At 67.0% G+C, this 24658-nt stretch carries 20 protein-coding genes; 9 read left to right on the top strand and 11 right to left on the bottom strand.

Translation table 11 applies throughout. The features are described 5' to 3' along the window. Nucleotides 1–8: 8 nt before the first annotated feature. Nucleotides 9–527: a hypothetical protein gene (locus tag IM543_03940; GenBank protein QOY95056.1), complete on the bottom strand. Its 519-nt coding sequence runs from the start codon at nt 525–527 to the stop codon at nt 9–11. A gap of 124 nt (nt 528–651) precedes the next feature. Between IM543_03940 and IM543_03945 the strand changes: the two genes are divergently transcribed. After that, a complete protein-coding gene (locus tag IM543_03945; protein QOY95057.1) occupies nt 652–834 on the top strand; it encodes a hypothetical protein in 183 nt (60 codons plus the stop codon). Between the two features lie 96 nt (nt 835–930). Here the strand turns inward: IM543_03945 and IM543_03950 are convergent, their stop codons facing one another. The 3 genes from IM543_03950 to IM543_03960 all read right to left on the bottom strand — a co-directional run bounded on the left by IM543_03950 (nt 931) and on the right by IM543_03960 (nt 8551). Beyond that, on the bottom strand, nt 931–1794 hold the full coding sequence (locus IM543_03950; GenBank protein ID QOY95058.1) for a PEP-CTERM sorting domain-containing protein: 864 nt from the start codon (nt 1792–1794) through the stop codon (nt 931–933). Nucleotides 1795–2213: 419 nt separating this feature from the next. After that, complete coding sequence (locus IM543_03955; protein QOY95059.1) at nt 2214–6671, bottom strand: translocation/assembly module TamB domain-containing protein; 4458 nt, start codon at nt 6669–6671, stop codon at nt 2214–2216. Further along, nucleotides 6671–8551 carry an outer membrane protein assembly factor gene (locus IM543_03960; protein ID QOY95060.1) on the bottom strand — a complete coding sequence of 627 codons (1881 nt, stop codon included), beginning with the start codon at nt 8549–8551 and terminating at the stop codon, nt 6671–6673. The genes IM543_03955 and IM543_03960 overlap by 1 nt, the downstream gene beginning before the upstream one ends. A 161-nt stretch (nt 8552–8712) precedes the next feature. On the opposite strand from IM543_03960, the gene queC reads away from it, so the two are divergent. From queC to IM543_03980, 4 genes are all read left to right on the top strand, one after another. Then, a complete protein-coding gene (queC, locus tag IM543_03965; protein ID QOY95061.1) occupies nt 8713–9423 on the top strand; it encodes a 7-cyano-7-deazaguanine synthase QueC in 711 nt (236 codons plus the stop codon). Nucleotides 9424–9508: 85 nt separating this feature from the next. After that, a complete protein-coding gene (locus tag IM543_03970) occupies nt 9509–10756 on the top strand; it encodes a sodium:proton antiporter (GenBank protein ID QOY95062.1) in 1248 nt (415 codons plus the stop codon). Then, nucleotides 10756–11133, top strand: a complete 378-nt coding sequence (locus IM543_03975; GenBank protein ID QOY96513.1) for a DUF1622 domain-containing protein — start codon at nt 10756–10758, stop codon at nt 11131–11133. The genes IM543_03970 and IM543_03975 overlap by 1 nt, the downstream gene beginning before the upstream one ends. Nucleotides 11134–11136: 3 nt before the next feature. Next, a complete protein-coding gene (locus tag IM543_03980; protein QOY95063.1) occupies nt 11137–11667 on the top strand; it encodes an HPP family protein in 531 nt (176 codons plus the stop codon). A 48-nt stretch (nt 11668–11715) separates the two neighbouring features. Here IM543_03980 and IM543_03985 read toward each other — a convergent pair whose 3' ends face one another. The 4 genes from IM543_03985 to IM543_04000 form a co-directional block, all read right to left on the bottom strand. After that, nucleotides 11716–12246, bottom strand: coding sequence for a DUF421 domain-containing protein (locus IM543_03985; GenBank protein QOY95064.1), 531 nt, complete (start codon nt 12244–12246; stop codon nt 11716–11718). Between the two features lie 96 nt (nt 12247–12342). Further along, complete coding sequence (locus IM543_03990) at nt 12343–13281, bottom strand: mechanosensitive ion channel family protein (protein QOY95065.1); 939 nt, start codon at nt 13279–13281, stop codon at nt 12343–12345. Between the two features lie 163 nt (nt 13282–13444). Beyond that, nucleotides 13445–16078: an EAL domain-containing protein gene (locus IM543_03995; GenBank protein ID QOY95066.1), complete on the bottom strand. Its 2634-nt coding sequence runs from the start codon at nt 16076–16078 to the stop codon at nt 13445–13447. A gap of 111 nt (nt 16079–16189) precedes the next feature. Continuing rightward, nucleotides 16190–16564 carry a hypothetical protein gene (locus IM543_04000; protein QOY95067.1) on the bottom strand — a complete coding sequence of 125 codons (375 nt, stop codon included), beginning with the start codon at nt 16562–16564 and terminating at the stop codon, nt 16190–16192. Nucleotides 16565–17146: 582 nt separating this feature from the next. On the opposite strand from IM543_04000, the gene IM543_04005 reads away from it, so the two are divergent. Next, nucleotides 17147–17665, top strand: coding sequence for a hypothetical protein (locus IM543_04005; GenBank protein ID QOY95068.1), 519 nt, complete (start codon nt 17147–17149; stop codon nt 17663–17665). 101 nt (nt 17666–17766) lie between these two features. Beyond that, a complete protein-coding gene (locus IM543_04010; GenBank protein ID QOY95069.1) occupies nt 17767–19707 on the top strand; it encodes a GAF domain-containing protein in 1941 nt (646 codons plus the stop codon). A 30-nt stretch (nt 19708–19737) separates the two neighbouring features. Here the strand turns inward: IM543_04010 and IM543_04015 are convergent, their stop codons facing one another. Further along, nucleotides 19738–21243, bottom strand: a complete 1506-nt coding sequence (locus IM543_04015; GenBank protein ID QOY95070.1) for a DUF3369 domain-containing protein — start codon at nt 21241–21243, stop codon at nt 19738–19740. A gap of 192 nt (nt 21244–21435) precedes the next feature. Continuing rightward, nucleotides 21436–22176, bottom strand: coding sequence for an endonuclease (locus IM543_04020; protein ID QOY95071.1), 741 nt, complete (start codon nt 22174–22176; stop codon nt 21436–21438). 177 nt (nt 22177–22353) lie between these two features. Here IM543_04020 and IM543_04025 point away from each other — a divergent pair, with 177 nt between their 5' ends. Continuing rightward, nucleotides 22354–22839, top strand: coding sequence for a DUF3016 domain-containing protein (locus IM543_04025; protein QOY95072.1), 486 nt, complete (start codon nt 22354–22356; stop codon nt 22837–22839). Between the two features lie 186 nt (nt 22840–23025). Beyond that, nucleotides 23026–23517 (top strand): DUF3016 domain-containing protein, encoded by a 492-nt coding sequence (locus IM543_04030; protein ID QOY95073.1) that lies wholly within the window; start codon nt 23026–23028, stop codon nt 23515–23517. Between the two features lie 64 nt (nt 23518–23581). Here IM543_04030 and IM543_04035 read toward each other — a convergent pair whose 3' ends face one another. Then, nucleotides 23582–24658: a hypothetical protein gene (locus IM543_04035; GenBank protein QOY95074.1), complete on the bottom strand. Its 1077-nt coding sequence runs from the start codon at nt 24656–24658 to the stop codon at nt 23582–23584.

Raw genomic sequence — 24658 nt, forward strand, 5'->3', positions numbered from 1 at the left:
CCTTTTTTTTATTCCATGTCGATCGCGCGGCGCAGCCTGCGGCGCCACTGCAGCAGGCCCGCCGAATACCATGCGAAGTAGCCCGCGGTCAGCCCCACGCACAGCATGGTCAGCGCGTCGTCGGTCAGCTTCGGCGCCGGAATGCCCTTGCCCTGGTTTGCATAGATCTCGACCCCGAGGTACAGGATGCGCGCCACCAGGACCATCGCCATCAGGATGCCCAGCCGTGCCGGCGGTGTGAAATAGTAGCCCTGCGGCGTGTCCTCGAAGCGGGTGCGCTTCAGGGCGAACATGCTCCAGCCGGTGCCGAAGGCGGCGCCGACCAGCAGCGCGGCCAGGTTGGTCAGGTTGTCGAGCAACTGCGCGAGCGGCACCAGGATCATGGCGCCGAACACCAGCACGCCGGTGTAGTGGCGCGAGACGATCGAGCGCTGGCGCGTCATGCGGTCCTTGATGCGCTTGTAGACGCGCCAGACCAGCAGCGGGGTCAGGGCGAGCAGGATGAGGGTGGTAATCGAGATATCCATGGCGGGGTAAAAGTGGTCAGTCCGTCATTGTAAACCGGAGAGCACGCCTGGGCGGCGCCAAACGGCGTCGCTGTGCGCATCATGGTAAGGTATTCGCTCCCTTGCTTCCCAGGAGATTCCCGCCATGAATGCTGTGTTGCCCGCCGAATTTTCCGTCAAGGCGCATCGCGCTCCCGACCCGGCGCCCATCGAGGAACCGTCGCCAGAGCCGTTCGACACGCCCCATCCGCATCATCAACCCGGCCATACGCACCTGCCGCAGAACGACGATCCGGTGCCCGATCCCAGGCCCAGCATGTTCGCCTGAACGGCACCCGGTGGGCGTCGGGGCGCTATAAAGATGCAGACGTAAAAAAAACTGCATGGCGCGCAGCCATGCAGTTTTATCGGGTCGACGCGACGATTAAGCGCGACGGCGGCGCAGGCCTGCCAGGCCGGCGATGCCCAGGCCCAGCAGGGCCAGCGAGCCTGGTTCTGGAACATTGCCTTGAACGTCGCCCGAAGCATCGACGGTCCAGCCAGCGCCTTTCGACGAGCCGGTCTGACCGTAGGTAACTTTCAGGAACATGTCGTGTGCGTTGCCGTTCGGGTCGAACTGCTGGTTGGTGTTGAACAGATTGCTCCACGAACCGCCGGTCACGTCCAGGAAGCCCTGGCCGCCACCCGAGATCGAGTTGTTGGCGAAGCTCGACACGTAGGTGTAGTCAGGCTCGCCACCCAGGACGCCGGCGCCGAACACGGCCGACAGGGCCAGGGTGCCGCCGACGTTGGTGATGCCCTTGTAGCCGTATTCGCCGAGACGACCGCCTGGACCGAAGGACGCATTGTAGTTCTGGCCGGTCAGGTACATGTTCAGCCAGCCGCCGGTGCCCAGCGCCAGGGTGGTTGGGCTGATCTTGCCGTTGACTTCGACGTAGGTATCCTTGATGCCGCCGAACATGCCGGTCAGGTACTCACCGTTCAGGCCGGCGGTGAACAGCAGGCCGCCGTCCGACACGCGCGAGATGCTTTGCACCGAGAAAATGCCCCAGGTGTCTTCGCTACCGATGGCGCCTGGCGCCTTCTTGATGCCGGCGACCGCGTCGCACTGGGCGACGGTGGTGCACTTCGTGCTCACGGTGTTGCCGTAGTTGACCGTGCCCGCGTCAAACGCGTTGATGGTGATCTTCAGATCGCCCACGTTCAGGATGACTGCGTGTGCAGGCAGCGACATGCCGAGTGCAAGGACGGTGCCGGCGACAGGAGCGAGAAGTTTCTTGATGTTCATAATCGACTTTCGGGTAGCGGAATGAGTTAGGTTCTTGCGTACTGCTAAGTAAGCATGAAGCGTGCCAGCTAATTTTCTTATCGGAAATTTCATATTGAAAACATGGACTTAGCCGATCCACGCAAGATTCCCACTCTGAAATTTCTCTTTAAAAATAGCAAAGTGTCAGATTTCCCGACACCTGGCGAGGGCGGGCCAGGGCCAGCACGCCAACGGTGATGCACGAGGTCGGAATCATCGGCGTGGGCAGTTCGCCCGTTGGAAGGCGGGGAGGGCGCTCTGGCGGCTGGCGCTGGCCAGCGCCGCCTGACCGCTGCCCGCATGGAGGAAGAAGTTGATCACCGACTGGAGCACGAACATCCGCCCGATCGTGCTGCGCCGGCCGCGCTACCAGGTCCGGTAGGCGGCCGGCCCCGCGTCTAGTCGAAGGCCCAGGAATACAGGATGTCCAGCGCGGTATTGGTGCCGGTCTGGAACTGCAGCGTGATCCTCGGTGTCCACTTGTAGCGCAGGCGCACCAGGCTCGAGGCCGTGGTCGCGCCCTGCTCGAAGCTGAGATAGGTGCGCGACGAAATGCGCTTGCCCACTGTCACCACGGTGCTCTCCAGGCCGCCTCCGCCGCCATTGGCCTGCTTCAGGCCCACTTCGTCCACGCCGAGCGAGTTCGCCAGTTTCTGCGTGATGCCGCCGGTGCCGCCCTTGCCGCCGATCAGGGCCGCGGCGGCGGCCGCCAGCACGTCCTTCTCGTTGCCGCTGGTGCCTTCCATGCCGTGGCCGAGCACCAGCCAGGACAGCTTTTCGCTGTCCGGTACGTTCGGCGTGGACACCAGCCTGGCCTGGGGCGACTGGGCCGTTCCGCGCACCTGCACGCCGGCCTCCACATTGGTCTCGGACAGCTGCTCGCCTTCCGGCTGCTTGCGCACCGCGACGATGTCGAGGGCAGGGTTGTCGTACGGGCCGCTGAAGGTGATGACGGCCCGCTCGACCGCCAGTTTTTGTCCGTAAGCGGCGTAGTTGCCCTCGACCGCGCGAATGGTGCCGTTGACGCGCGGCGCGCCGGCGCCGACCTTGCGAACGCGCACGTTGCCGGCGAGGGTGGCGTCGATGCCGAGGCCACGCAGGCGGAACTGGTCGCCGAGGTCGGCCCGCAGGTCGATGCTCAAGGGCAGTTCCTCTTTCTTGTTCGAGGGGGTCGGCTTGGCGCCGCCCTTGCCCAGCACGATGACGTCGTCCGACATGGTCGGGCGGCCCTGCGGTGCGAATTCGATCAAGGCGCGGTCGGCGCGGATGTTGCCCTCGAGCGCGAAGCGTTCGGCATTGCGCACCAGCGAAGCCTGGCCGCTGAGGACCACCGTGCGATCGGGGCGCGACAAGGCTTCGATCTTGTCGAGCGCCAGGCGCAGGTTGGCCTCCGCCAGGCCGCCCGAAAAGCGCAGGAAGCCGTCGGCCGAGGCGCTGCCGCCCCGGGGACCTTCGAAATACAGGCGCTGTACCTGGAGCCGGTCGCCGCCCAGGCCGGCGCGCAGCTGGCCGTTTTGCAGGCGCACGCCCTGTTCCGGCCAGCGTACCGCCAGCTTGTCGCCCTGGACGGTGCCGTCCAGGCGCGGATCGCCGATGGTGCCGCTGCCTGTCAAGGCCAGGCGCAGCGCGCCATCCAGCTCCAGCCCCGGTTGCCCGGCAAACGAGGCCAGCCAGGCAATCGAATCCATGTTGGCATTGGCGGTCAGGCGCATCGGGCTGTCGCGATCCAGGCGTCCCTGCAGCAGTTGGGCGCTGGCATCGACATCCGCGGTGCCGGTACGGGTGCCGTCCAGGTCGACGTGCATGCGCAGCGTACCGCTATCGACTTCGGCGCGCGCTTCCAGCTTGCGCAGTCCGAGCGGCACGGGCCGGTCGCCGCCGGCGATCACGTCGCCCTTTTCGCGGAATACGCGGACCATGCCGTCCAGCGCCGGGGCGCCGCCGGTGGCGCTCGCGGTGCGCAGGTCGAAGGACCAGCGTGCTCCCAGGCTCAGGTCGCCGCGTACCTTGTCGCTGATTGCCGGCGAGAACTGCGCCAGATAGGTCAGGGGCACGCTGTCCGCATGGCCGCGGCTGCTCCAGCGCGGCCCGTTCTTGAGCAGGGAGTCGACCGTGATGCTGCCCGATGGCAGCGTGATGACGGCGTCCTTGAAGCTGAGGCTCTGCGGCTTGGCCAGTCCCATCACGCCGCTGCCGGGGGCAACGCCGATGCGCAGCGGCGCCGGCGCCCGCAGCGCCAGCGCATAGCGCCCGCGATTGCGCAGCGTGGCCAGGGTGCCGCTCCAGGCGTCGCCTTTCCATCCGCCGCGCACCTCGAGACTGGCATCGAAGGCATCGCCGACGGCTGCCGCGCGCAAGGTGTGCGCGCCGCGCGTGCCTTCGGTCTTCAGGCTGGCCGACGCCACGCGGGTGTCGCCGCTGACATAGTCGGTCACCTGGATGTCGCTCGCCAGCGCGTCGCGCGCGCCGCGGCCGGAACCGAGCCTGGCGTCGGCGCGCAGGGAGCCGATGCTGTGGGTGCCGAGCAGGCGCAGGTTCCGCCCTTCCAGCGCGGCGTTGAGCGACGGCGTGTCCATGGTGCCGGACAGGGTGCCCTGGCCACGCAGGATGCCGCCGAAGTCGGGGCCGAGCGCGCCCAGCTGGGGGGCGTCGATGCGCCAGCTCAACTGGTCGCTGCCCGCGCCGAAGCTGCCCTTCGCGGCCACCACGTTGGCGCCCACGTGCAGGTCGACGTCGGCATTCGATATGTGGCGGCGGTCGGCGGTCAAGCGTGCGTGGCCCCACAGCGGCGAATTCGACAGGGTCGAGTCCTGCACGCGCAGGTCGAGCGCGCCGCGCCAGTCGGCGCCGCTGCGGCCGCTGGCGTCGAAGGCGCCGTTGATCGAGCCGGCCAGCGGCGAACCGAAGGCAGCCGGATTGAAGCGCCGCATCGCGCCGCTCATCTTTGCTTCCACGAAACGCGCGCCCTCCGCGCCCGCAAGCCAGGCTTCGCCGTTCGCACGCAGGCTGCCCTTGGCGTTCTTGCGCTGCGCCGCCACCCAGCCGAGGCCATTGGCGTCGACCTCGAACGTGGTGCGCGGGGCGGCCATGGTGCCGGTGGCGACGCCGTTTGCCGTCACGGCGCCATACAGGTCGCTGCGCAGCGCCGACAGCTGGCGGCCGTCGATGCGCCAGCGCAGGCGGTCGCCGGCGCCGCCGAAGGCGCCGTTCAGCGCCAGCGTATTCTGGCCCAGCGCCAGGTCGGCGTCGATGCCGCTGATGCGTTTGGCGTCGGCGTGCAGCTTGCCTTCGCCCGACAGCGGCTGGTTCAGCAGGCGGCTGCGGCGCACGGCGAAATCGGCGTCGACCCGCCAGCCTGGCGCCAGCGCGCCGGCGACGTTGACGCTGGCGTTGATGTCGGCCTCGGGGAAGTTGCCGAAATCTGCCGGGTTGAAGCGGCTCGCCGTGGCCTTCGCCTTGAAGGCCTTGTCTTCGAGCAGCTTCATGCTCCCGCTGACGTCGACCCGGCTGCCGCCGCTCGACAGGCGCGCTTCGCGCAGCGTCACCTGGTTGTTCTCGAGCGTCGCCAGCGCGGCCAGGCGCATGGCCTTGTCGGCCAGGTTGGCCTGCAGGGTCTGGGTGTCGCCCGCATTCGTGACCTGGATGTCGCCGCGGATCGCGGTCGGCTTCATGGTGGAGTAGATGCCCTGCAGGTCGAAGCGGTCGGTGTGCAGCGTGAAGCGCGCGGTACCGAGGCCTTCCGCGTCCTGCTCGCGCTGGACGCCCCCCAGGCCGGTGAAGCGGCCGGCCTCGCCGAAGTCGATCAGCACGTCGGAGACCTTGAGCGCTTCCAGGTTGCCGCCGAGCTGGCCGCGCATGCTGCGCAGCGGCAGGCGCTGCTGGTCGAGCGTGCCTTCCGGGCCTTCGTTGACGATGTTCACGCTGCCGCTGATGTTGCGCTTCGCATCGAGCTTGCCCACGATGGCAAAGCTCAGGTCGGCCGTCGGCAGCGCCGGGTTGAAGATGCCCGGATCGACGTTGCGGCCGTTGATGCGCATCTCGCGCAGCGGGATCTCGGCATAGGGCGACAGCACGAAGTGGGCGTCGCCGACGGCGCGGCCGGCCTTGCCCGTGGCGTCGACCACGGTGGTCTGGAGGTCGCCGCCGACCTTCAGGCGCAGCTGGGCGGCCTTCGACGTTGGCCCGGCCGCGGCGTTGGCCTGCGACTGGCTCAGGCTGGCGGCGACGTCGAGCTTGAACGGGCGTTGGGCGCCGATGGTGCCGGCGGCGGCCACGTCGCCCCATGGCGTGACGGCGGCGGCGTCGCGCAGCTGCCAGCGCTGCTTGTCCCCATGCAGGCGCAGGCGGATATTGTCGATGCGCGTTTCCGCGCCCTTGTTGACGAAGGTGGCCCGGTTCAGGCGTGCGTCGTCGATCGAGACCGGGAAGGGCGGCGCCAGCCTGGCCGGCATCGGCGAGCGTTCCGTGGTTTCCTTGAGCGTCTCGACGCGCAGCCTGGCCGCTTGCAGCTTGTTGATGAGGATGCCGCGCGAGACGATCTGGCCGGGCGACCAGGTCAGGTCGATATCCTCGGCGACGGCCAGCTGCTCGTCGGTGCGCCAGACGATGCGGTCGATGTGCATGTCGCCATAGAGCGAACCGGTGACGCCGGTGAGCTTGAGCTTGCCGTCGGTGGAGGCGGCGACCCTTTGCGCGATCATCTGCAGGGTGCTCTCGCGCCCCAGGTACCAGAGCGCGCCGCCGACGACCACGCCGGTCGCGACCACGCCGATGGCGACGCGGCGCGGCCAGCGCCGCGCCTTTTTGTCTGGCGCCGGTGCTGGTGCCGGTGCCGGGGAGGTATCGTTGGTGTCCATCAGAAGGTGAATCCCAGGGAGAAGTGCAGGCGCGCCTTCTTGACGGCGTGGCCGTAGGCGAGGTCGACATTGATGGGGCCGACCGGGCTGCGCCAGCGCGCGCCGATGCCGAAGCCGGACTTCGGTTTCAGGTCGCCCACCTTGTCGGCGGCATTGCCGACGTCGTAGAACACGGCCACGCCCCATGGCGGGCGGAAGTAGTACTGGTATTCGGCGCTGGCGGTGAGCAGGTACTTGCCGCCGACGATGGCGTCGTTCTCGCGCACGCCCAGTTCGCGGTAGCCGTAGCCGCGCACCGACTGGTCGCCGCCGGCGCGGAACAGGAAGGTGGACGGCACGCCCAGTTTTTCCTTGGCCGCCACCGCGCCGAACTCGCCGCGCAGCACCAGGGTGCCGGCGTCGCCCAGCGGCTTGAACATCTGGCCGCGCAGGTACAGGCGCAGGAATTTTTCGTCGGTCAGGATCGGCAGCAGGGCGCCGCCCAGCTGGCCCTGCAGCACGTAGCCGTCGGTCGGCATGATCAGGCTGTCGAGCTTGCGCTTGGTGATGGCGTAGGTGAGCGGCAGGCTGCGGGTCGTGGTGGGTTCGCTCGGCGGCACTTCGCGTTTCTCGACCAGCGCCTCGAGCGTCAGGCTGCGCTCGAGCAGCGGCGAACCCCACGAGCGGCGCGCCGCCACGGTGGCCAGGGTGGTGATTTCGCCGCGCACGTCGTTGCGCTCGACGCCGGCGCCGACGCTGTCGTTGTAGCCCTTCGGCGTGGTCGGCCAGAAGAAATCGACGCGCGCGGTCTGGCGCTTCTGTTCGTAGATCAGGTCGCTCTTCATGCGCTTGCCGAACACATTCAGGTCGTCGTAGCTGGCCTGGGCGCGTGCCCCGGTGTCGGTCGAGAAGCCGACGCCGACCTCGACGTTCTTTTGCTTGTTCTCGACCACGCGCACCAGCACCGGCAGCACGGTGGGGCCGGGCGTCGCTGCGTCGGGCGTCGCTGCGTCGGTGGGCGGCTGCGGGGTGGCAGGATTGGCATCCGCGTCGTCGTCGCCTTCCTTGAGTTCCTGCAGCTCGGCGTTGAGCACGGCGCTCATGTCGGCGCTCACTTCGACGCTGCTGAAGTAACCGGTATCCTGCAGGCGCGACTGCAGGGCGGTGAGGGCGGCCTCGCTGTACTGGTCGCCCGGCTCGATCTTGTTCAGGTTGGTGATGACCTGGCGCGGATAGCGCTTCAGGCCGCGGATGCGCAGCTCGCCGAAATGCATCTCGGGGCCGCTGTCGATGACCACCCGCAGCATGGCGCGGCGTTCTTCCGGATCGACGATGGCGCTGGTTTCGACCAGGCGCGCGCGCGGAAAGCGCCGTTGCGTCACTTCGCGCAGCAGGCCGCGCTTGGCGGCTTCCCAGTCGGCCTGGATGAAGCGCGCGCCGGTGGGGAGCGTCCAGCGCTGGCGCAGGGCGGTGGCGTCGAAGGGTGCGCTGCCCTCGTCGATGGGCGCGAAACCCTGCAGCACCAGGTCGACGTCGCCGACCACCGTGGGCGGGCCCGGGTCGACGATCAGGCGTGCGACCGGACGGCCGCCGCTGGTGTCGAGTCCGGCGGAAATCCTGGGCGAATAATAGCCCTCGGTGGCGATGAAGGTCCGGGCCTGCTCGGGCGCTTCCTTGACCAGGCGTTGCAGCTGCTCCATGTCCACACGGGGGTTGCCGCGCCAGCGCATCAGGTCGAGATTCTCTTCGAGCATGTTCTCGAGCTGGCGCGGGGCATCGATCCGGACCTGGTAGTCGATCCCCTGGGCATGCAGCGCCGTTGCGAATACCAATGCACCGAGGCCTGTCAACAGACGAGGCAGGGGACGCAGGCGGCCGGGAGGCAATCTTGCAGGAAACATAACGCTCCGATGGAAAAGTTCACGGCAATCTTAGCGGATTGGCAAAAACAATGACGGACTCTTAGCCCAGCCGTGCGGGACGGGCAGTTCACGCCAGGGCCGGTTTTATGCCAGAATTCGCGGTTTCCCTGGCGCCCGGCGCCTCACTACGGACCTCGATCATGCATACCAACGACAGCGCGCTCGTCCTTTTCAGCGGCGGCCAGGACTCCACCACTTGCCTTGCATGGGCCTTGCAGCGCTATGCACGGGTGGAGACAATCGGCTTCGACTACGGCCAGCGCCATGCCATCGAGCTGGAAGTCCGCCCGACGCTGCTCGCGAAAATGCGCGCGCTGAACCCGGCGTGGGATGCGCGCCTGGGCGAGGATCACATGATCGACCTGTCCCTGATCGCGAAGATCTCGGATACGGCGCTCACCAGCAACGTTGCCATCGCCATGCAGGAAAATGGCTTGCCGAACACCTTCGTGCCTGGCCGCAACCTGCTGTTCATGACGGTGGCGGCCACGGTGGCCTACCGGCGCGGCCTCGATGTCCTGGTGGGCGGCATGTGCGAGACCGATTTCTCCGGCTACCCGGACTGCCGCGACGACACCATGAAGGCGCTGCAGGTGGCGCTGAACCTCGGCATGGCCACGCGCCTGAAGGTGGAGACGCCCCTGATGTGGATCGACAAGGCACAGACCTGGCAGCTGGCCCAGGACTGCGGCGGCGACGCGCTGGTCGACCTGATCCGCTTCGACACCCATACCTGCTACCTGGGCGAGCGCGGCGCGGCGCATCCATGGGGCCATGGCTGCGGCAGCTGCCCGGCCTGCGCGCTGCGCGCGCGCGGATACGCGCAGTACGTGGCCGCTAAAGCCGGCTGAGCTGCCCGGCCGTAGCGGTGCGGCACGGCCGGGGGAATTGCGCTATACATGACAACTCGTCAAGTTGTGCTGCAAAGGAGGAGGCATGCCCCAGGTAATACCGGTATTTCTTGTCGTGACGGCAGTGCTGGCCTGGGTGAATGCCCGCTATCTGAAACTTCCTTCGACCATCGGCGTGATGGTGGCGGCGCTGCTGTTGTCGACGGCGACCCTGCTGCTGGACTTCCTGGGTCACGGCTTGCCGCGCGACTATGCCGCCGAGCTGTTCGGCACCATCGATTTCTCCGCGGTGCTGATGGAAGGCATGCTGAGCTTCCTGCTGTTCGCCGGGGCGCTGCAGGTCGACCTGGCGCAACTGGCCCGCTACCGCTGGCAGGTCGGCCTGCTGGCGGTGTTCGGTACCGTCGCCGCGGCCCTGCTCGTCGGCGCCGGGCTCTATTACCTGCTGCCCTTGGTGGGGCTGCCCCTGCCGCTGGCCTACTGCCTGGTGTTCGGCGCCCTGATCGCACCGACCGACCCGATCTCGGTCACCGGCCTGCTGCGCAAGGTCGGCGCGCCCGCCAACCTCGAGACCGTGATCTCCGGCGAGTCCCTGTTCAACGATGGCGTCGGCATCGTCCTGTTCACCGTGCTGGCCGCGATGGCGGCCCGGCACAGCGCGCCCGAGGGCGCCGATACCGTGGTGCTGCTCCTGCGCGAGGCCGGCGGCGGCGTGGTCCTGGGCCTGGTGCTGGGGTATGTGGTCTATCGCATGGTCAAGGCGATCGACAGCTACCAGGAAGAAGTCCTGTTGACGGTGGCGGCCGTGCTGGGCGGCTACAGCCTGGCGCACGTGCTGCACGTGTCCGGCCCGCTGGCGATGGTGGCGGCCGGCATCCTGATCGGAAACCGCGGCCGTGAACACGGCATGTCCGACCTGACCCGCGAGCAGCTCGACCATTTCTGGGAACTGCTCGACTCGATGCTCAACGTCGTGCTGTTCGTGCTGATCGGCTTCGAGGCGCTGCTGCTGCCGTTCTCGGGCACGCTGTTGACGGCCGGCCTGGCCGCCATCGGCATCACCCTGGGCGCGCGGCTCCTGACCGCCGGCCTGCCGGTGGCGCTGCTGGGCCGGCGCTCGGGCCTGCCGGCGGGGGCCTGGCAGGTGCTGACCTGGGGCGGCCTGCGCGGCGGCATTTCGGTCGCCCTGGCGCTGTCGCTGGCGCCCGGACCGGAACGCAATGCGCTGGTGACCATCACCTATATCGTGGTCGTGTTCTCGGTGCTGGTCCAGGGCCTGACCGTCGAGCGGCTGGTACGCCGGCTGGTTCCCTGTACCTCCAGGGAGCCATGATGTTCGCACGGGTGGAGGAGGGAGTGCGCGCCGGTGTCGAGTGGCTGCGCTTGCTGGTCGAGACCCTGGGCGCGCTGGTGATCGCCGTGGGCATCGTGCTGGTGGTGGTGGCGCTGGTGCGCCGGCTATTGTCGCGGCAGAGCGGCGATTTCAATCCGATCCGGCTGGCGTTCGCGCGCTACCTGACGCTGGCGCTGGAGCTGCAGCTGGCCGCCGACGTCCTGTCGACGTCGGTGTCGCCGAGCTGGGACCAGATCGGCAAGCTGGCGGCGATCGCCGTGATCCGCACCGCCTTGAACTTCTTCCTGAACAAGGAGTTGCAGCACGAGGCCGCAACACAGGACTCCGGGGCGCGCGTGCCGGCCGGAAAGGGCTAGGCCATGGATCAGCGGCCCGTGCCGTCGCGCCGGCGCCGCCTGGGGCTGCGCAAGGAGCTGCTGCTGGCGGTCGCGCCCACCGTCACGGTGCTGCTGGTACTGGCCCTGGTCGAAGCCGTGAGCCAGCAGCGCCTGCTGTTCGCTTCGCTGGCATCAAGCGCCTTTCTGATCTATCTCGACCCGGGCCACAGTGTCAACCAGGCGCGCACCCTGGTGCTGTCGCAGATGGGGGCGGCAATGATCGGGCTGCTGGCCTATCTTGTCATCGGTCCGGGCTATGCCTCCGCCGGCCTGGCGATGATCGCCGCCATCGTCCTGATGATCGTGCTCGACGCCGTGCATCCGCCGGCCGTGGCCACGGCGCTCGGCTTCGGGCTGCGGGCCGGCGACGCCAGCAACCTTGTCCTGTTCTGCCTGGCGCTCGGGATCACCGTCGTGCTCCTCGGGCTGCAGCGGCTCACCCAGTACCTGGTGCTGCGTTCGCTGCGCGGCCGCCGCGGCGCAGGATCGGACGGCGACGAGGGTCTGTCTTGACTCATACCGGGCACGGGTGACAAGAATGTCCTTGTCACGACGGTGAACTCAGTCAGATAGGCCCTGGCGCTCGGAGGCGCCGAGCCCGCCGTAGGCCGAGCGGTCGCCGGCCTTGTCGGCAGGAATCACCGACAGGCTGCCGTCGGCCTCGAGCACCGCCAGGTCGATGGCCGCGAGCGAGCCGTGTCCGTTCTGGCGCACTGCGGCGCGTACTTCATCTTCCGTGATGCGCACCGTCCTGAGCGCGTCGTGCAGGAGCCGGCCGTCGCGCAGCACCACGGTCGGTGCGGTCTTGACCGCCTTGCTGACCAAGCGCGAACGCACCGAGGTCCAGGTGATGACCAACTGCAGCAGCACCAGCAGGGCGAGCGCCGCCAGGCCTTCCATCAGGCTGACGTCCTTGCTGATCAGGATACTGGACAGGGTGGAGCCGAATGCCACCGTCACGACCAGGTCGAAGGAATTCATCTTCGACAGCGTGCGGTTGCCGCTGATGCGCAACAGGAAAACCAGCCCTGCATAGGCCAGCACCCCTACCACCACGACGCGGAAGATGTCGTTCCAGCTGTCGAAAAACATGGGTTTCTCCTCCTCGGGTGTCGATTGCAGTCTTGCCAATGGTACAGGGCAGGCGGCGGCGGCGACGCCCGCCTGCGGCGCGACAAGAAATGCCGCTTACTCCTGCCGGTCGAGCTCGCGCGCCGGGCGCGGCGCCTCGCCCTGTCCGGCCGGCCATCCTTCGCGCTGGCGGCGCCGGTCGCCATCGGTTTCCTCGGTCTGGTCGTGGAACAGCACCTGCTGGGTCGGATAGGGCAGGTCGATGCCGTGCGCGGTGAGGGTGGCCTTGACCTTTACCAGCACCTGGTCCTGCAGCGCCAGCGCATCGGCCCGGTAGGGTGGCTTGATCCACCAGCGGATACGGATCTTGGCCCCGGCATCCGCATACTCAAGCAGCAAGGCGTCCGGCGCCGGCTCTGCTTCGACATCGGACAGGCTGCCGATCGCGTCGAGCATCAGGCGCTTGGCCAGGCCGATGTCGTCGCCGTTGCCGATCACCACGTCGTACTGCAGGCGGCGACTCGGATAGGCGGTGTTGACGACGAATGAGCCCTTGTACAGTTCGGCGTTCGGAATGACCACCAGGCGCCCGTCGTAGGTGCGCATCTTGGTGGCGCGGGTTTCGATCTGCTCGACCGTGCCTTCGAATGCGCCGAACACGATCTGGTCCCCAATACGGAAGGGCTCGGTGATCAGGATGAGAATTCCTGCAAGAAAATTTTCAAAAATATCCTTGAAGGCGAAGCCGATCGCGATGCCGGTGATGCCCAGGGCGCTGATGAGATTGCCGGGAGTGAAGGACGGAAAAGCCACCGTCACGGACAGCAGGATGCCGAGCAGGATCATGGCCCATTGGGCCATCCTGCCGAGCACGATCACCAGGTTTTCGTGGAACCTGCCGGTATTGATGCGCTGCACCATGCGCCGCGTCACGCGGGCCAGGAACAGGAACAGCAGCAGGACGACGATGCCGACCGCCAGGCTGGGCAAGAGGCGCATCGCAGCGGTGCCCAGGGATTCGAGGCGTTCATAGGCAATCGACAATTCCGGTGACATGGCAACGCTCCTGATGCGGTTGAAGGCTGTTCAGCTACATGATCTGCATTTCCATGGGACCAGGGCGCGAGCTTGCCGGCCCGCACACACAAGCGCTGCACCGCGTACATTCTTGCGAAGCGCCACGATGCGCGCTGCTGTCGGCTCGCAACTGGTGAGGCTGCTAGCCGCGCGTCAGTAGTTCCGGTACCTGGTCCCGCTCCAGCGGCTGGCTGAACAGGAAGCCCTGGTATTCGTCGCAGGCCATCTCGCGCAGCGCAGCCAGCTGGGCCTCGGTCTCGACCCCTTCGGCCACCACCTGCAGCTTGAGTCCGCGCGCCAGATTCACGATCGAGCGCGCGATCGCGGCGCTGTCCTCGTCGCCCCCCAGGTCGCGCACGAAGGCCCGGTCCACCTTGAGGCGCGACACCGGGAAACGCTTCAGGTAGGCCAGGCTGGAATAGCCGGTACCGAAATCGTCGATCGCCAGGTCCACCCCGAGCTTGCGGATCTCGTGCATCAGGACGTCCACTTCCTGCTCGCGGCTCATCAGGGCGGTTTCGGTGATTTCCAGTTCCAGGCAGCCTTTGCCGACGCGGTATTGCGCCAGGCAGCGCCGGATCGTGTCGAGCAGCGCCTTCTGGTGGAACTGGCGCGGTGACAGGTTCACCGCCACCTTGACCGGGCGGCCCAGCCGGGACGCCCATTCGTCCATCTGGCGGCAGGCTTCTTCCAGCACCCAGGCGCCGATCGGGATGATCAGGCCGGTGCGCTCGGCGATCGGGATGAACTCGGCCGGCGACACCGTGCCCAGCTCGGAGGAGTTCCAGCGCAGCAGGGCCTCGAAGCCCGTCACCCGTTGCGCCTGCACGGTGACCTTGGGCTGGTACACCAGGCGCAGCTCGCCGCGCTCGAGCGCGCGGCGCAGGTGCGCTTCGAGGGTCAGGCGCTGGCCGAGTTCGGTGTGCCTGCTGGCCGAGAAGAAGTGCACGGCTTCGTCCACCTCGATTCCCGCGCCGCTGGCCGCGCCCTGGGCGTTTCGGTACAGCTCGTCCACGCTGCGGCCGTCCTGCGGATAGATCGCCACCCCCAGTGCCGGGCTGAGGAAGAAGTCGCGGCCATCCACCGGCAGCGGGCGCGACATCAAGGCGTGCAGCGCCAGCGCGAAACGCTCCACGCCTGCGCGTCCGCTGTCGGCATCGAGCAGGAAGGCGAATTCGGCGCCGCGGATGCGCGCCGCCACCGCAGTGTCGCCGCAGGCCCCGCGCAGCAGGTCCGCCACCTGGCGCAGCGCGCGGTCGCCGGCATCGTGGCCGAGCAGGTCGACGATTTCGTGCAGGCGTTCGAGCACCAGTGCGAGGGTCGCCAGTTCGCGTCCGCCGGCGCCGATCCGCGCGCCCAGCAGGCGCCAGAACTGCGCCTGGTTCGGCAGCCCGGTGACGGCGTCGAATTCGGCCAGCCAGGCCAGGCGCGCCTCGGCCCGCTCGCGCTCGGTGATGTCGGTGAGCACGTTGACCAGGTGGGCCTTGCCGTCGTCGCCGGCGAGGCGGGAGGTCAGCTGGATCACGGTACGGCTCTCGCCGCTGCCGTCGTGCATGGTGCCGGTCGCGTCCACGGTGCCGCCATGGGCCAGCACCGCGTCGTAGCGGCGTTCGCGGTCCGGGTCGGCACCATCGAGCACGGCGCGCTCTTCCTGGCCCTGCAGGCTCGCGCGCGGCCGGCCGACCAGGCGCGCGAAGGCATCGTTGGCGAGCACGATGCGGCGCGCGCCGTCCAGTACCCAGATCGGGGCGCCCACCGCGTTGACGATCGCGGACAGGTAGTCGAAACTCTTGCTCAGGCGCGCTTCGCTGGCCGAGAGCAGGTCGATCAGGCCGAACTGGCGGCGCGTGTCGCGCGCCACCCGCCAGGCCAGCAGCGACAGCACCAGCGCCAGCAGCAGGTAAAAGGCGAGTGCGGTCCACAGGCGGCCGTACCAGGCATCCAGCGCGACCTTGCGCGCCATGCCGGTGATGACCACCAGCTTGCCACCCTCCACGACGTCGTAGCCGTACACGCCGGGACTGCCGGCGATCGGGCTCACGGACTGGAATGCGCCGCGGTCGGCGCGCGGCAGCTGCTCGCGGAACAGCGGGGTATCGGCGAAGGAGCGGCCGATGCCGGCCGGAAAGCCGGGGCCACGCACCAGCATGGTGCCGTCGCGGTGCAGCAGCGTGACCGAGCCGCCTCTACCGAGCTCGACGAGGTTGTAGAGCTGCTCGAAACGCACCGAATCGACCTGTGCCACGGCGGTGCCGATCAGGCGGCCGCTGCGATCGCGCACGGGCTGGGCGAAGTTCAGGATGCCGCGGCCGGTGGCGCGGTCGACGTTGGTGATCGTGATCCGGCGCCGCACGGTCTCGGCGGATAGCATGCGCATGCCGGGAAGCGTGCGCATGCCGCCGCCGGGCGCGACACTGCCTACCGGCCGTCCGGCGGCGTCGAACAGCACGACCTGCAGCAGGTAGGGATAGGCCAGCGCCTCCTGGCCCTTGCTCAGGCCGGATGAGGGGCTGGCGCCGGTTGCCAGCACCATGCGCGCCGCCTGCCACGCCGCGCTGTCGATGGCCTGGGTCACGCCCGCGGTCTGCGCCGCGAAGGCGATGGCCACGTTGCGCAGGGTGACCTCCTGCGCGCGCAGTGCGTCCCGGTAGCTGGCATGCAGTATCGAGCCGGTGATCAGGCCCAGGGCGGCGATCAGTCCCGCCGTGACGACCACGAGCCGGGACGGGGAATAAGGCCGAATCGTGTGTCTGGTGAGCGGGGTGGGAGGCGGCATGGCGGTTCCACAATGATCTCCTGCAAATTCTACCTGTTCCGTATCCCGGCACGCCGCAAAACACACGGCCGGGAACAACCCGGCCGTTTTCCTTCGGCAAACCTGGCGGAATCAGGCGGCCGGCTGCACGACGCGGGCCTTGCGGCTACGGCTGACCAGGAACCAGATGATCGCCACCGGCACCAGCAGCGGCAGCAGCAGCGGGGAGATCGCCAGCGCCACGGCCACGGCCGCGACCCCCAACGCGCCCAGCAGGATCACGCCCAGGCCGGCGAACACCACCGCCAGCACCACGCCCACCACCAGCAGCACCACGCCGGCAATCACCATGCCGCCGCCGGCGAAGACCACGGCCAGCAAGGCGCCCAGGGGGCCGCCGATTTCCTCGCCGTCGAAGTTCACCGTCATGAAGTCCGGTTCGGTGGCGACGTCCCACAGCAGCAGGGCAAACAGGAAAAGGATGATATACGGGGCATATTTTTTCATGGCGGTCCTCATCGGTAGCTCATTGGTCGGTTGGATGCGCGTTTTGTCGCTGGCATGTTGGTACTGTAAGCGCGGCGCGCCGCACCGGCCACGGCTTTGCGACAGGCTGCAATTTTTGCGCGCCGGGACGCGTGCAGACCGGATGAATGGGCCGGTATCCGTGCAAGCGCCGCTGCATGCATGGGGCAACAAAGATGGTCGATTTGGCCTTGCAATGAACATATCCTTTCCTATACTGACAGCCTGTTCCGAAGCAGGGGGATCCTATGTACGCTGTCATCCATAAAAAGGGGGACCACCTGGCCGTTCTGCATCCCGCGTTGGCCAACAGCGGTCCCAAGGGCCCACCATCGGCGCCGCCCACCATTCCGCCGATCATCATCAATCCGTTCAATCGGGAGGCGCCGCCTCCGGCCGTCGATCCGCGTCCGACGCCCGCCCGCCCTCCGGTACGGCCGCCGCGTGGTCCCGACTGGCGCTGTCCGCGCTACGCTTGAGATTGGCCGCGTCGACGCCAATCGGGCTTCTTCATGGGCTCGGTTTCCTCTATGATCTGTACTTTGAAGCAGAGGAAACACGAGCATGAACGACAACATCGAACACGAGCACGAGGACGAGCAGGATCGCGCCGACGAGAACGCGCCGGTCCAGGAAGCCCGCCTGTGGCAGGCCAACGGCTGGACCGCGCGCGTGATCAAGAACGAGGACGACGAAGGTTGGGCCGTCGCGATGTACAAGGATGGCGAACCGGAACCGGCGCTGGTCGGCCCCTGGACCATGGGGCGCGACAAGAAGAACCCGAAGCCGCTCGACGTGAATGCCTTCAACACCCTGGTCAAGACCGCCTCGGAAGTCATCCGCCGCCATGAGCAGCACCTGCACGCGATCCTGCACAAGAATACCGTGGTCTCCACCGAGAACGGCGAGCTGAAGGTCACGCTCGACATCGTGCCCGACGACGACGATCCGTACGCGATCCTGGCCGCCGTCGATGAGATGGGCGAACAGGTCGCCAGGGTGCGGGTGCCGGCGAGTTTCAAGCTGACACCGGCCTCGGCCCATGCCTGGATCGAGAACGATTTCCGCGCCCCGCGCGGATAAGCTGTAAACGATACATCCGGGACAGATTTCGCCGAATAGGCTTCGGCTACCGGGCACGAGCTGCTAATATTTCCCCTCGGAATTAATACTTTGGGGAAGCAATGGAACGTCTCGCCCGGCTGGAAGCCGTCCAGTCGATGCTGCTCGACATCGGAGAGCTGTCGACCACTTGCAACGACATCGTCGATTTCATCGGCGCGGTGCACCGCGCGCTTGGCCGCATCATGTATGCGGCCAACTTTTATGTGGCGCTGTGCGACCGCGAGGAGGGGACGATCTGGTTCCCGTATTTCGTCGACGAGGCCGATGACGAAGTGCCGGTGACCGGGCGCAAGGTTGCGCTGGCCGCTCCCGAGCAATCGCCCACCGCGTGGGTGGTGGTGAACAAGCGGCGCCTGATGATCACGGCGGACGATTTCGAGGCGCGCGAGCGCGAAGGCATGCAGTGGGGCCACGGCGCCACCGCCGAACACTGGATGGGCGCGCCGCTGCTCGACCGCCACCAGCAGGCGCTGGGCGCGATGGTGATCCAGAGCTATACCGAGGGCGTCACCTACAGCGAAGAAGACCAGGCGCTGTTCTCGGAGATCGCCAACCACGTGTCGCACGCGCTGCAGGGCCTGCAGAGCATGGACCGGCTCGAGCGCGCGGTGCAGGAGCGCACCGCGGCGCTGGCGGTCGAGGTGGCCGAGCGCCGCCGCGCCGAGCAGGTGCAGCATGCGCTGTACCAGATCGCCAGCCTGTCGGCGCAGGCGCTCGACACCGCGACGCTGAGCATCAGCCTGCACCGCATCATCGGCGAATTGATGGTGGCCAAGAACTTCCTGATCGGCCTGCACCACGCCGATACCGCCGAAATCAGCATTCCCTATTTCGTGGACGAGAAGGACGCCGAGGCGCCGGTGAAGCGCTTTCCGGTGGGGCAGGGCATGTGCTCGTATATCCTGACCAGCAAGCAGGCGCAGCTCCACGACGCGACCAGCTTCCGCCACCTGGTGGCCAACGGCCTGGTGCGCGCGCCCTTCGGCAACCTCGACATCGCCAGCTGGATGGGCGCGCCGATGCTGGTGCACGAGCAGCCCTACGGCGTGCTGGTGGTGCAGAGCTACGACCCGTCGGTGATCTACACCAAGGCCGACCTCGACCTGCTGGCCTTCATGGCCAGCCACGTCGCCGTGGCGCTGGCGCGCATGCAGGCCGACCGCAAGATCCGCAAGACCAAGGAAGCACTGGAAGTGCAGAACGCGGCGCTGAACGAGGCGCTGCAGCAGCTGCAGCAGGCGCAGTCGGAGCTGGTGCGCCAGGAGAAGCTGGCTTCGCTGGGCGGCCTGGTGGCCGGCGTGGCCCACGAGATCAATACGCCGCTGGGCATCTGCGTGACCGCGACCAGCCACCTGGTGCAGGAACTCAAGCTCACCCGCGAAGAGCTGGCGGCGGGCGAGATGACCGAGGACAGCCTGAATTCCTTCCTGGACATCGTCGACCAGTCGCTGCGCATCATGACCACCAACACCCAGCGCGCCGCGAGCCTGGTGCGCAGCTTCAAGCAGGTGGCGGTGGACCGCTCTTCGGGCGACATCCGTCACTTCAAGCTGCGCGCCTACCTGGACGAAGTGCTGCTGTCGCTGCAGCCCAAGCTCAAGGGCCGGCCGCTGAAGGTGGCGATCGACTGCCCGCCGGACCTGATACTGGACAGCTCGCCGGGGGCGGTGTCGCAGATCGTCACCAACATGCTCATGAATTCGCTGCTGCACGGTTTCGAGCGCGACCAGCCGGGCAATATCGCCATCCGCGCATCGCTCGAAGGCGAGCAGATCGTGTTCGAGTATGGGGACGACGGCGCCGGGATGGACCAGGAAACCCTGGGCAAGCTGTTCGACCCCTTCTTCACCACCAAGCGCGGCACTGGTGGCAGCGGGCTGGGGGCGCACATCCTGCACAACCTGGTGACCGGGGTGCTGGGGGGGACGGTGAAGGCGGACAGCGCGCCGGGGAAGGGGCTGCAGTATCAGTTGCGCTTCCCGCGCTCGCTCAAGAAGTGATGCGCGGTGGCGTGTTTGCCGGACGGCTGCTTAGTCAGGCCACTGCGCATTGATCTGCAGCGCCTGGTCCATGTTCTTGATGAGCAGGTCCACGTAGTACGGATCCAGGTGGTGCCCCGCCACCTCGCGCAGGTGCTCGGTCACCTTCGCGGCCGGCCAGGCGTCCTTGTAGCAGCGCTTGTGGCTCAGGGCGTCGAACACGTCGGCCACCGCCACGATGCGCGCATACGGGTGGATGTCATGGCCCTTCAACCCCTGCGGATAGCCGCTGCCGTCGAACTTCTCGTGGTGCTGGTGCGCGATCACGGCCGCGGCCTTCAGGATCGGGCGCTGCGAGCCGTCCAGGATCTGCAGTCCGACGGTCGGGTGCTGCTTCATGATCTCCCACTCGTCCTCGGTCAGGCGGCCCGGCTTGAGCAGCACCGCGTCCGGGGTGGCGATCTTTCCCACGTCGTGCATCGGCGCGGCGTGCATCAGGGTCGCGGTCTCGTCTTCCGGCATGCCGGAGACCTGCGCCAGCAGGTGGCAGACCTGGGCCATGCGGCGCACGTGGTTGCCGGCTTCGTTGGAGCGTGACTCCACCACGTCGCCCAGACGCAGGATCAGCTCGGCCTGGGTGTCGGTGATTTCCTGGTTCAGCAGGATGTTATCGAAAGCGACCGCCACGCCCGAGCAGAACACCTCGAGCAGCTGGGAGTCGATTTCCGCGATCTCTTCCACGCCCTTGAGCACCAGCAGCGAGGCCTTGCCGGTGCGGTTCGGGAAGTAGCCGACATAAGTGTCGCCATGCAGGCGCGAGATGCGGTTGTGGCGCGCGTCGTCGAGCTGGGCCACCAGTTCCGGGCCGATCTCGTCGCCTTCGATGTCGCCGATCCGGGCCAGCACCTCGTACTGGCTCTCGCCCGCGATCACGCTCGCGCCCTTCAGGCGCAGCAGCATGCTCTGCTCCAGGCGCAGCAGCGCCACCACCTGCTGCAGCAGGCCGTTGGCGAAATCCTTCAGGCTGCGCTGCTGGAAGATGTGGGTGGAGGCGGCGATCACGCGCTCCAGGCCTTCGCGATAGGTCTGCTGGGTGCGGCGCGCCTCTTCCACCTTCATGATGTCGCGGTAGGCCCGCAGGGCGGCGAAGGTAGTGGTGAACAGCTTGGTGCGATCGAGCTCGGTCTTTTCCTTGTAGTCGTTGATGTCGTAGTCGACGATCACGCGCTCTTCCGGGGCCTGGCCCGGCTGGCCGGTGCGCAGCACGATGCGGGTGAACTGGTTGTCCAGGTCCTGGCGCATCCAGCGCGCCACTTCCAGGCCGCTGTCCTCGCTCTCCATCACGACGTCGAGGAAGACCAGCGCGATGTCCTTCTCGCGTGCCAATACCTGCTTGGCTTCGTCCCCGCTGTAGGCGTGCAGGAACTGCAAGGCACGGCCGTCGAGGCGGAAGCGCGACAGGGTCAGCTTGGTAATGTCATGGATATCCGGCTCGTCGTCGACCAGCAGGACTTTCCATGGAGCCAACTTTGGCGCCGCGTTGGAGAGGAAGGACATAGGCTTACCGTTGTCTTGAGTTGATCGTTCGCAAAATCGAGCGGCAAAAGCAAAAAGAGACTTAGCCGCAAGTCAAATCGATTGTAGCACGACCATCAGTCCTTAACAACAGGCAACATTAAAAGTGTTGGTTAACGATGTCACATGCGGCAAGCCAAGCGCGCTGGATGCGTAAAAACCGTTGGAACCCGGCTACACGTAGCGTTTCTGGCAGCGTTCGCAATAGAAGCTGCGGCGCTTGCTGTGTCCCAGGTTGGCTTTGTGGAAGGGGATGTCGCAGCGCGGGCAGATGCGCTTCGCATGGGCCAGCCAATGCTGCTTGAGGACGTACCGGCGCTTCCATTCCAGGAAGTCGAAGGCGTATTGGCGGGCTTCGTCGACGAGTAGCCGCAGCTTGGCAGCGGGCAGGGCGCCGACGGTCGACAGCGGATGCACGCGGATGCGGAACAGCACTTCGTTCTTGATGATGTTGCCGACGCCCGAGAAGATGTCCTGGTCGAGCAGGGCGTCGCAGGCCAGCATGTCCGGGTTGGCGCGCAGCTTCTTGCGCGCTTTCTTCGGGTCCCAGGCATCCGCCATGACGTCGGCGCTGAAGTCATAGGCCGCATACGTGGCGCGGTCGATCTCGCGGACCTGGCAGGCGTAGAGGTTGAGCACATGGCCGCTGGCGGTCTCGAGCGACAGGCGCGGCGTCTTGCCCTCGCGTCCCTCGTCGATCCGGTAGGTGCCGAACAACAGGAAGTGGACGCGCACCACCATGGCGGGGGTCTCGATGAGCAGGTGCTTGCCCCAGGTGTGGATCGCGTCGATGCGCTGGCCGACCAGGCGGGCCGGATCGATGGCGCGGACGTTGCCGTCGGCACGGACGATCTCCTGGCCGCTGAAATCCCCGACCAGCTCCTTCAAGATATACAGCGACGGTCCTTCCGGCATGGCGGCCTCCTTGCCCTCATTGTCGGCCGAGCCCGGAACTCGCCCCGTGCGCGTCCTCACATAGCAGGAAAAAGCGCATCGGGCGCTTGTAATACTTCGACACAAAGAGGAGTTGACCGTCGGCACAAAAAGCGTATATTCGATGATCGGGCAATATTGAACAACCAAGGGAGTGCCATGAAATCATCGATGTGCAAAGCCGTCCTCGCGGCCATATGCGTGCTGGGTGCCGGCGCCGCCTCGGCGGGAATGAGCGTCAATTACGTGAACCCCGAGAAGTTCTCGGATCTTCCGACCAGCGACTGGGAGCGGGAAAACGTGCTGCGCGATCTGGTCAAGTTTTTCGACAAGCTGGCCCAGGATCTGCCGGCGGGACAGGACTTGACCGTGAACATCACCGACATCGACCTGGCCGGCCGTGAATACCCGGGCCAGCGCGCAACCGGCGACATGCGGGTGCGCGAGGGCAAGTCGGACTGGCCCTACGTGGAGATTCATTACACCCTGAGCGCCAACGGCCAGGTCATCGACAACGGGGTGGCCCAGCTCAGGGACCAGAGCTACCTGCTCCGTCCCACCAAGCTGTCGATGGAAAACGACAGCCTGCGCTACGAGAAGCGGATGATCCAGGACTGGTTCAAGAAGACCATCCTGAAAAAATAAGCGGCCCGCCGCTGACACCTGAAAACGGCGCCTAGGCGCCGTTTTTGTTGACCTGCGCTGCCGGCATCGGCGCTGTGCGCGGTCTAACATTTGGATACAAAACTGCGACAAGGGGGGACTGGAAAGCCGGTGGAAAGGGCGTATATTCGATGCATGAGTGCATATGGAACATGGAAAGGGAAAGCGATGAAAGCCTTGATCGGCAAAGCGGCCTTCACGGCCGTGCTCGCGCTGGGTGCCGCCGGCGCCGCCTCGGCGGGCGTGACCGTCAACTACGTGGAGTCGGACAAGTTTGCCGACCTGCCGTTCGTACCGTGGGAACGCAAGGAAGTGCTGGATGAGCTGGCGCGGTATTTCGCCGAGCTGGGCAAGTCGCTGCCGGCCGGGCAGGACCTGACGGTGGACGTCACCGACATCGATCTCGCGGGCCGTGAGTATCCGACCAGCCACGGCACGCGCGACCTGCGTGTGCTGCAGGGCGGCGCCGACTGGCCGATCATCGAGCTGCGCTACACCCTGAGCGCCAACGGCCAGGTCCTCGACAGCGGCAAGGCCAGGCTGAGCGACATGAACTACCTGAACCAGATCAACCGCCTGACCGACAACGACACCCTGCGCTATGAAAAGCGCATGATCGAGGCGTGGTTCAACAAGACCATCCTGCACAAGCCGTCCTGAACGTCCCCGGGGCGCGCATGCACACCGGCGCCTGCAGCGCCGGTTATTTTCCAAAGCATTCTTGTCAGCCGTCTACGTTGGCCCTGGCGCGCGCGTTCGCCGCCTTCTCGGCCGCGGTTTTCGCCAGCGCTGCCGTATCCTTCACGGTGTAGTCAGCGGGCACGGTGAACAGGGCGGCGGCCGGTTCGTCGCGCTTCAGGCTATCCACCCGGAACACGAACTCGCCGCTGCGCGGGTCGCTGCGCTTCTGGTACACCACGGCCTGCAGCTCCGGCGCAGTCCAGGTCTCGGTGCTGACCACGATCGGGCTGCGGTTGCCGATTTCGCCGGCCGGGATTTCGTAGCTGCGCTGGACGCCGTTCGCCTTCACGCCGCTGAATTCGCGGGTGCCGAGCTCCCTGGTTTCCGCCTTCGCGGCCCATTTGCGGTCGCCGAGCGCGCCGGCGATCAGTGGCGCCACGCGCGCCGCGGCCTGCGCCCCCGCCACCTGGGCGACCCAGATCCGGTCGCCCGAGCGCTCGACCTGCTTGAGGATGGCGCGCTCGCCTTCGGGCAGCTTGCCTTCGCGGCGCAGCGCTTCGATGCGGATGCGCGCCTGGTCTGCCGCGATGCGGGCCTGGGTGCCGGCGACGCGCGCCTCGACGGCGGCGATGCGGGCCTGCGCGCGCGCGATCCTGGCCGCGGCCGCGGGCGCCGCGACCTTGATCGCGGTCTTGTTGCGCGGGCGCAGGATGTAACGCACGCCTTCCACGGGGTCGTGGATCGTCACGGTGATCACGTCGCCGTCTTCGTTGCGCATGTCGGTGCGGGTGCGCCCGGCGCTGTCGCGGTAGCTCATCGACGTGGTCTTGCGCACGATCTGGTTACCGTCGCCGAGGGTCTGGGTGCGTTCCGAGACCATCTCGGCGCTGTAGGGCGCATTCTTGACCAGCCTGGCGCCGGCCATGTGCAGCATCGCGCCCCCGCCGCCCATGGCGTCGGCGAACTGCATACCGGGATGCTGGTCGGCATGCGGCTCGCCGCCGCTGCGGGTAACGATGCGGCGCTCGACGCGCGGCTCGTCCTCGAAACCGATTTCCTCGGCCAGGGCCGGCGCGATGGCGCAGGCCAGCGTTGCTGCAATCAGGATCTTCTTGTTCAT

It is taken from the genome of Massilia sp. UMI-21 (genome assembly GCA_015277795.1).
GTDB lineage: Bacteria > Pseudomonadota > Gammaproteobacteria > Burkholderiales > Burkholderiaceae_D > Telluria.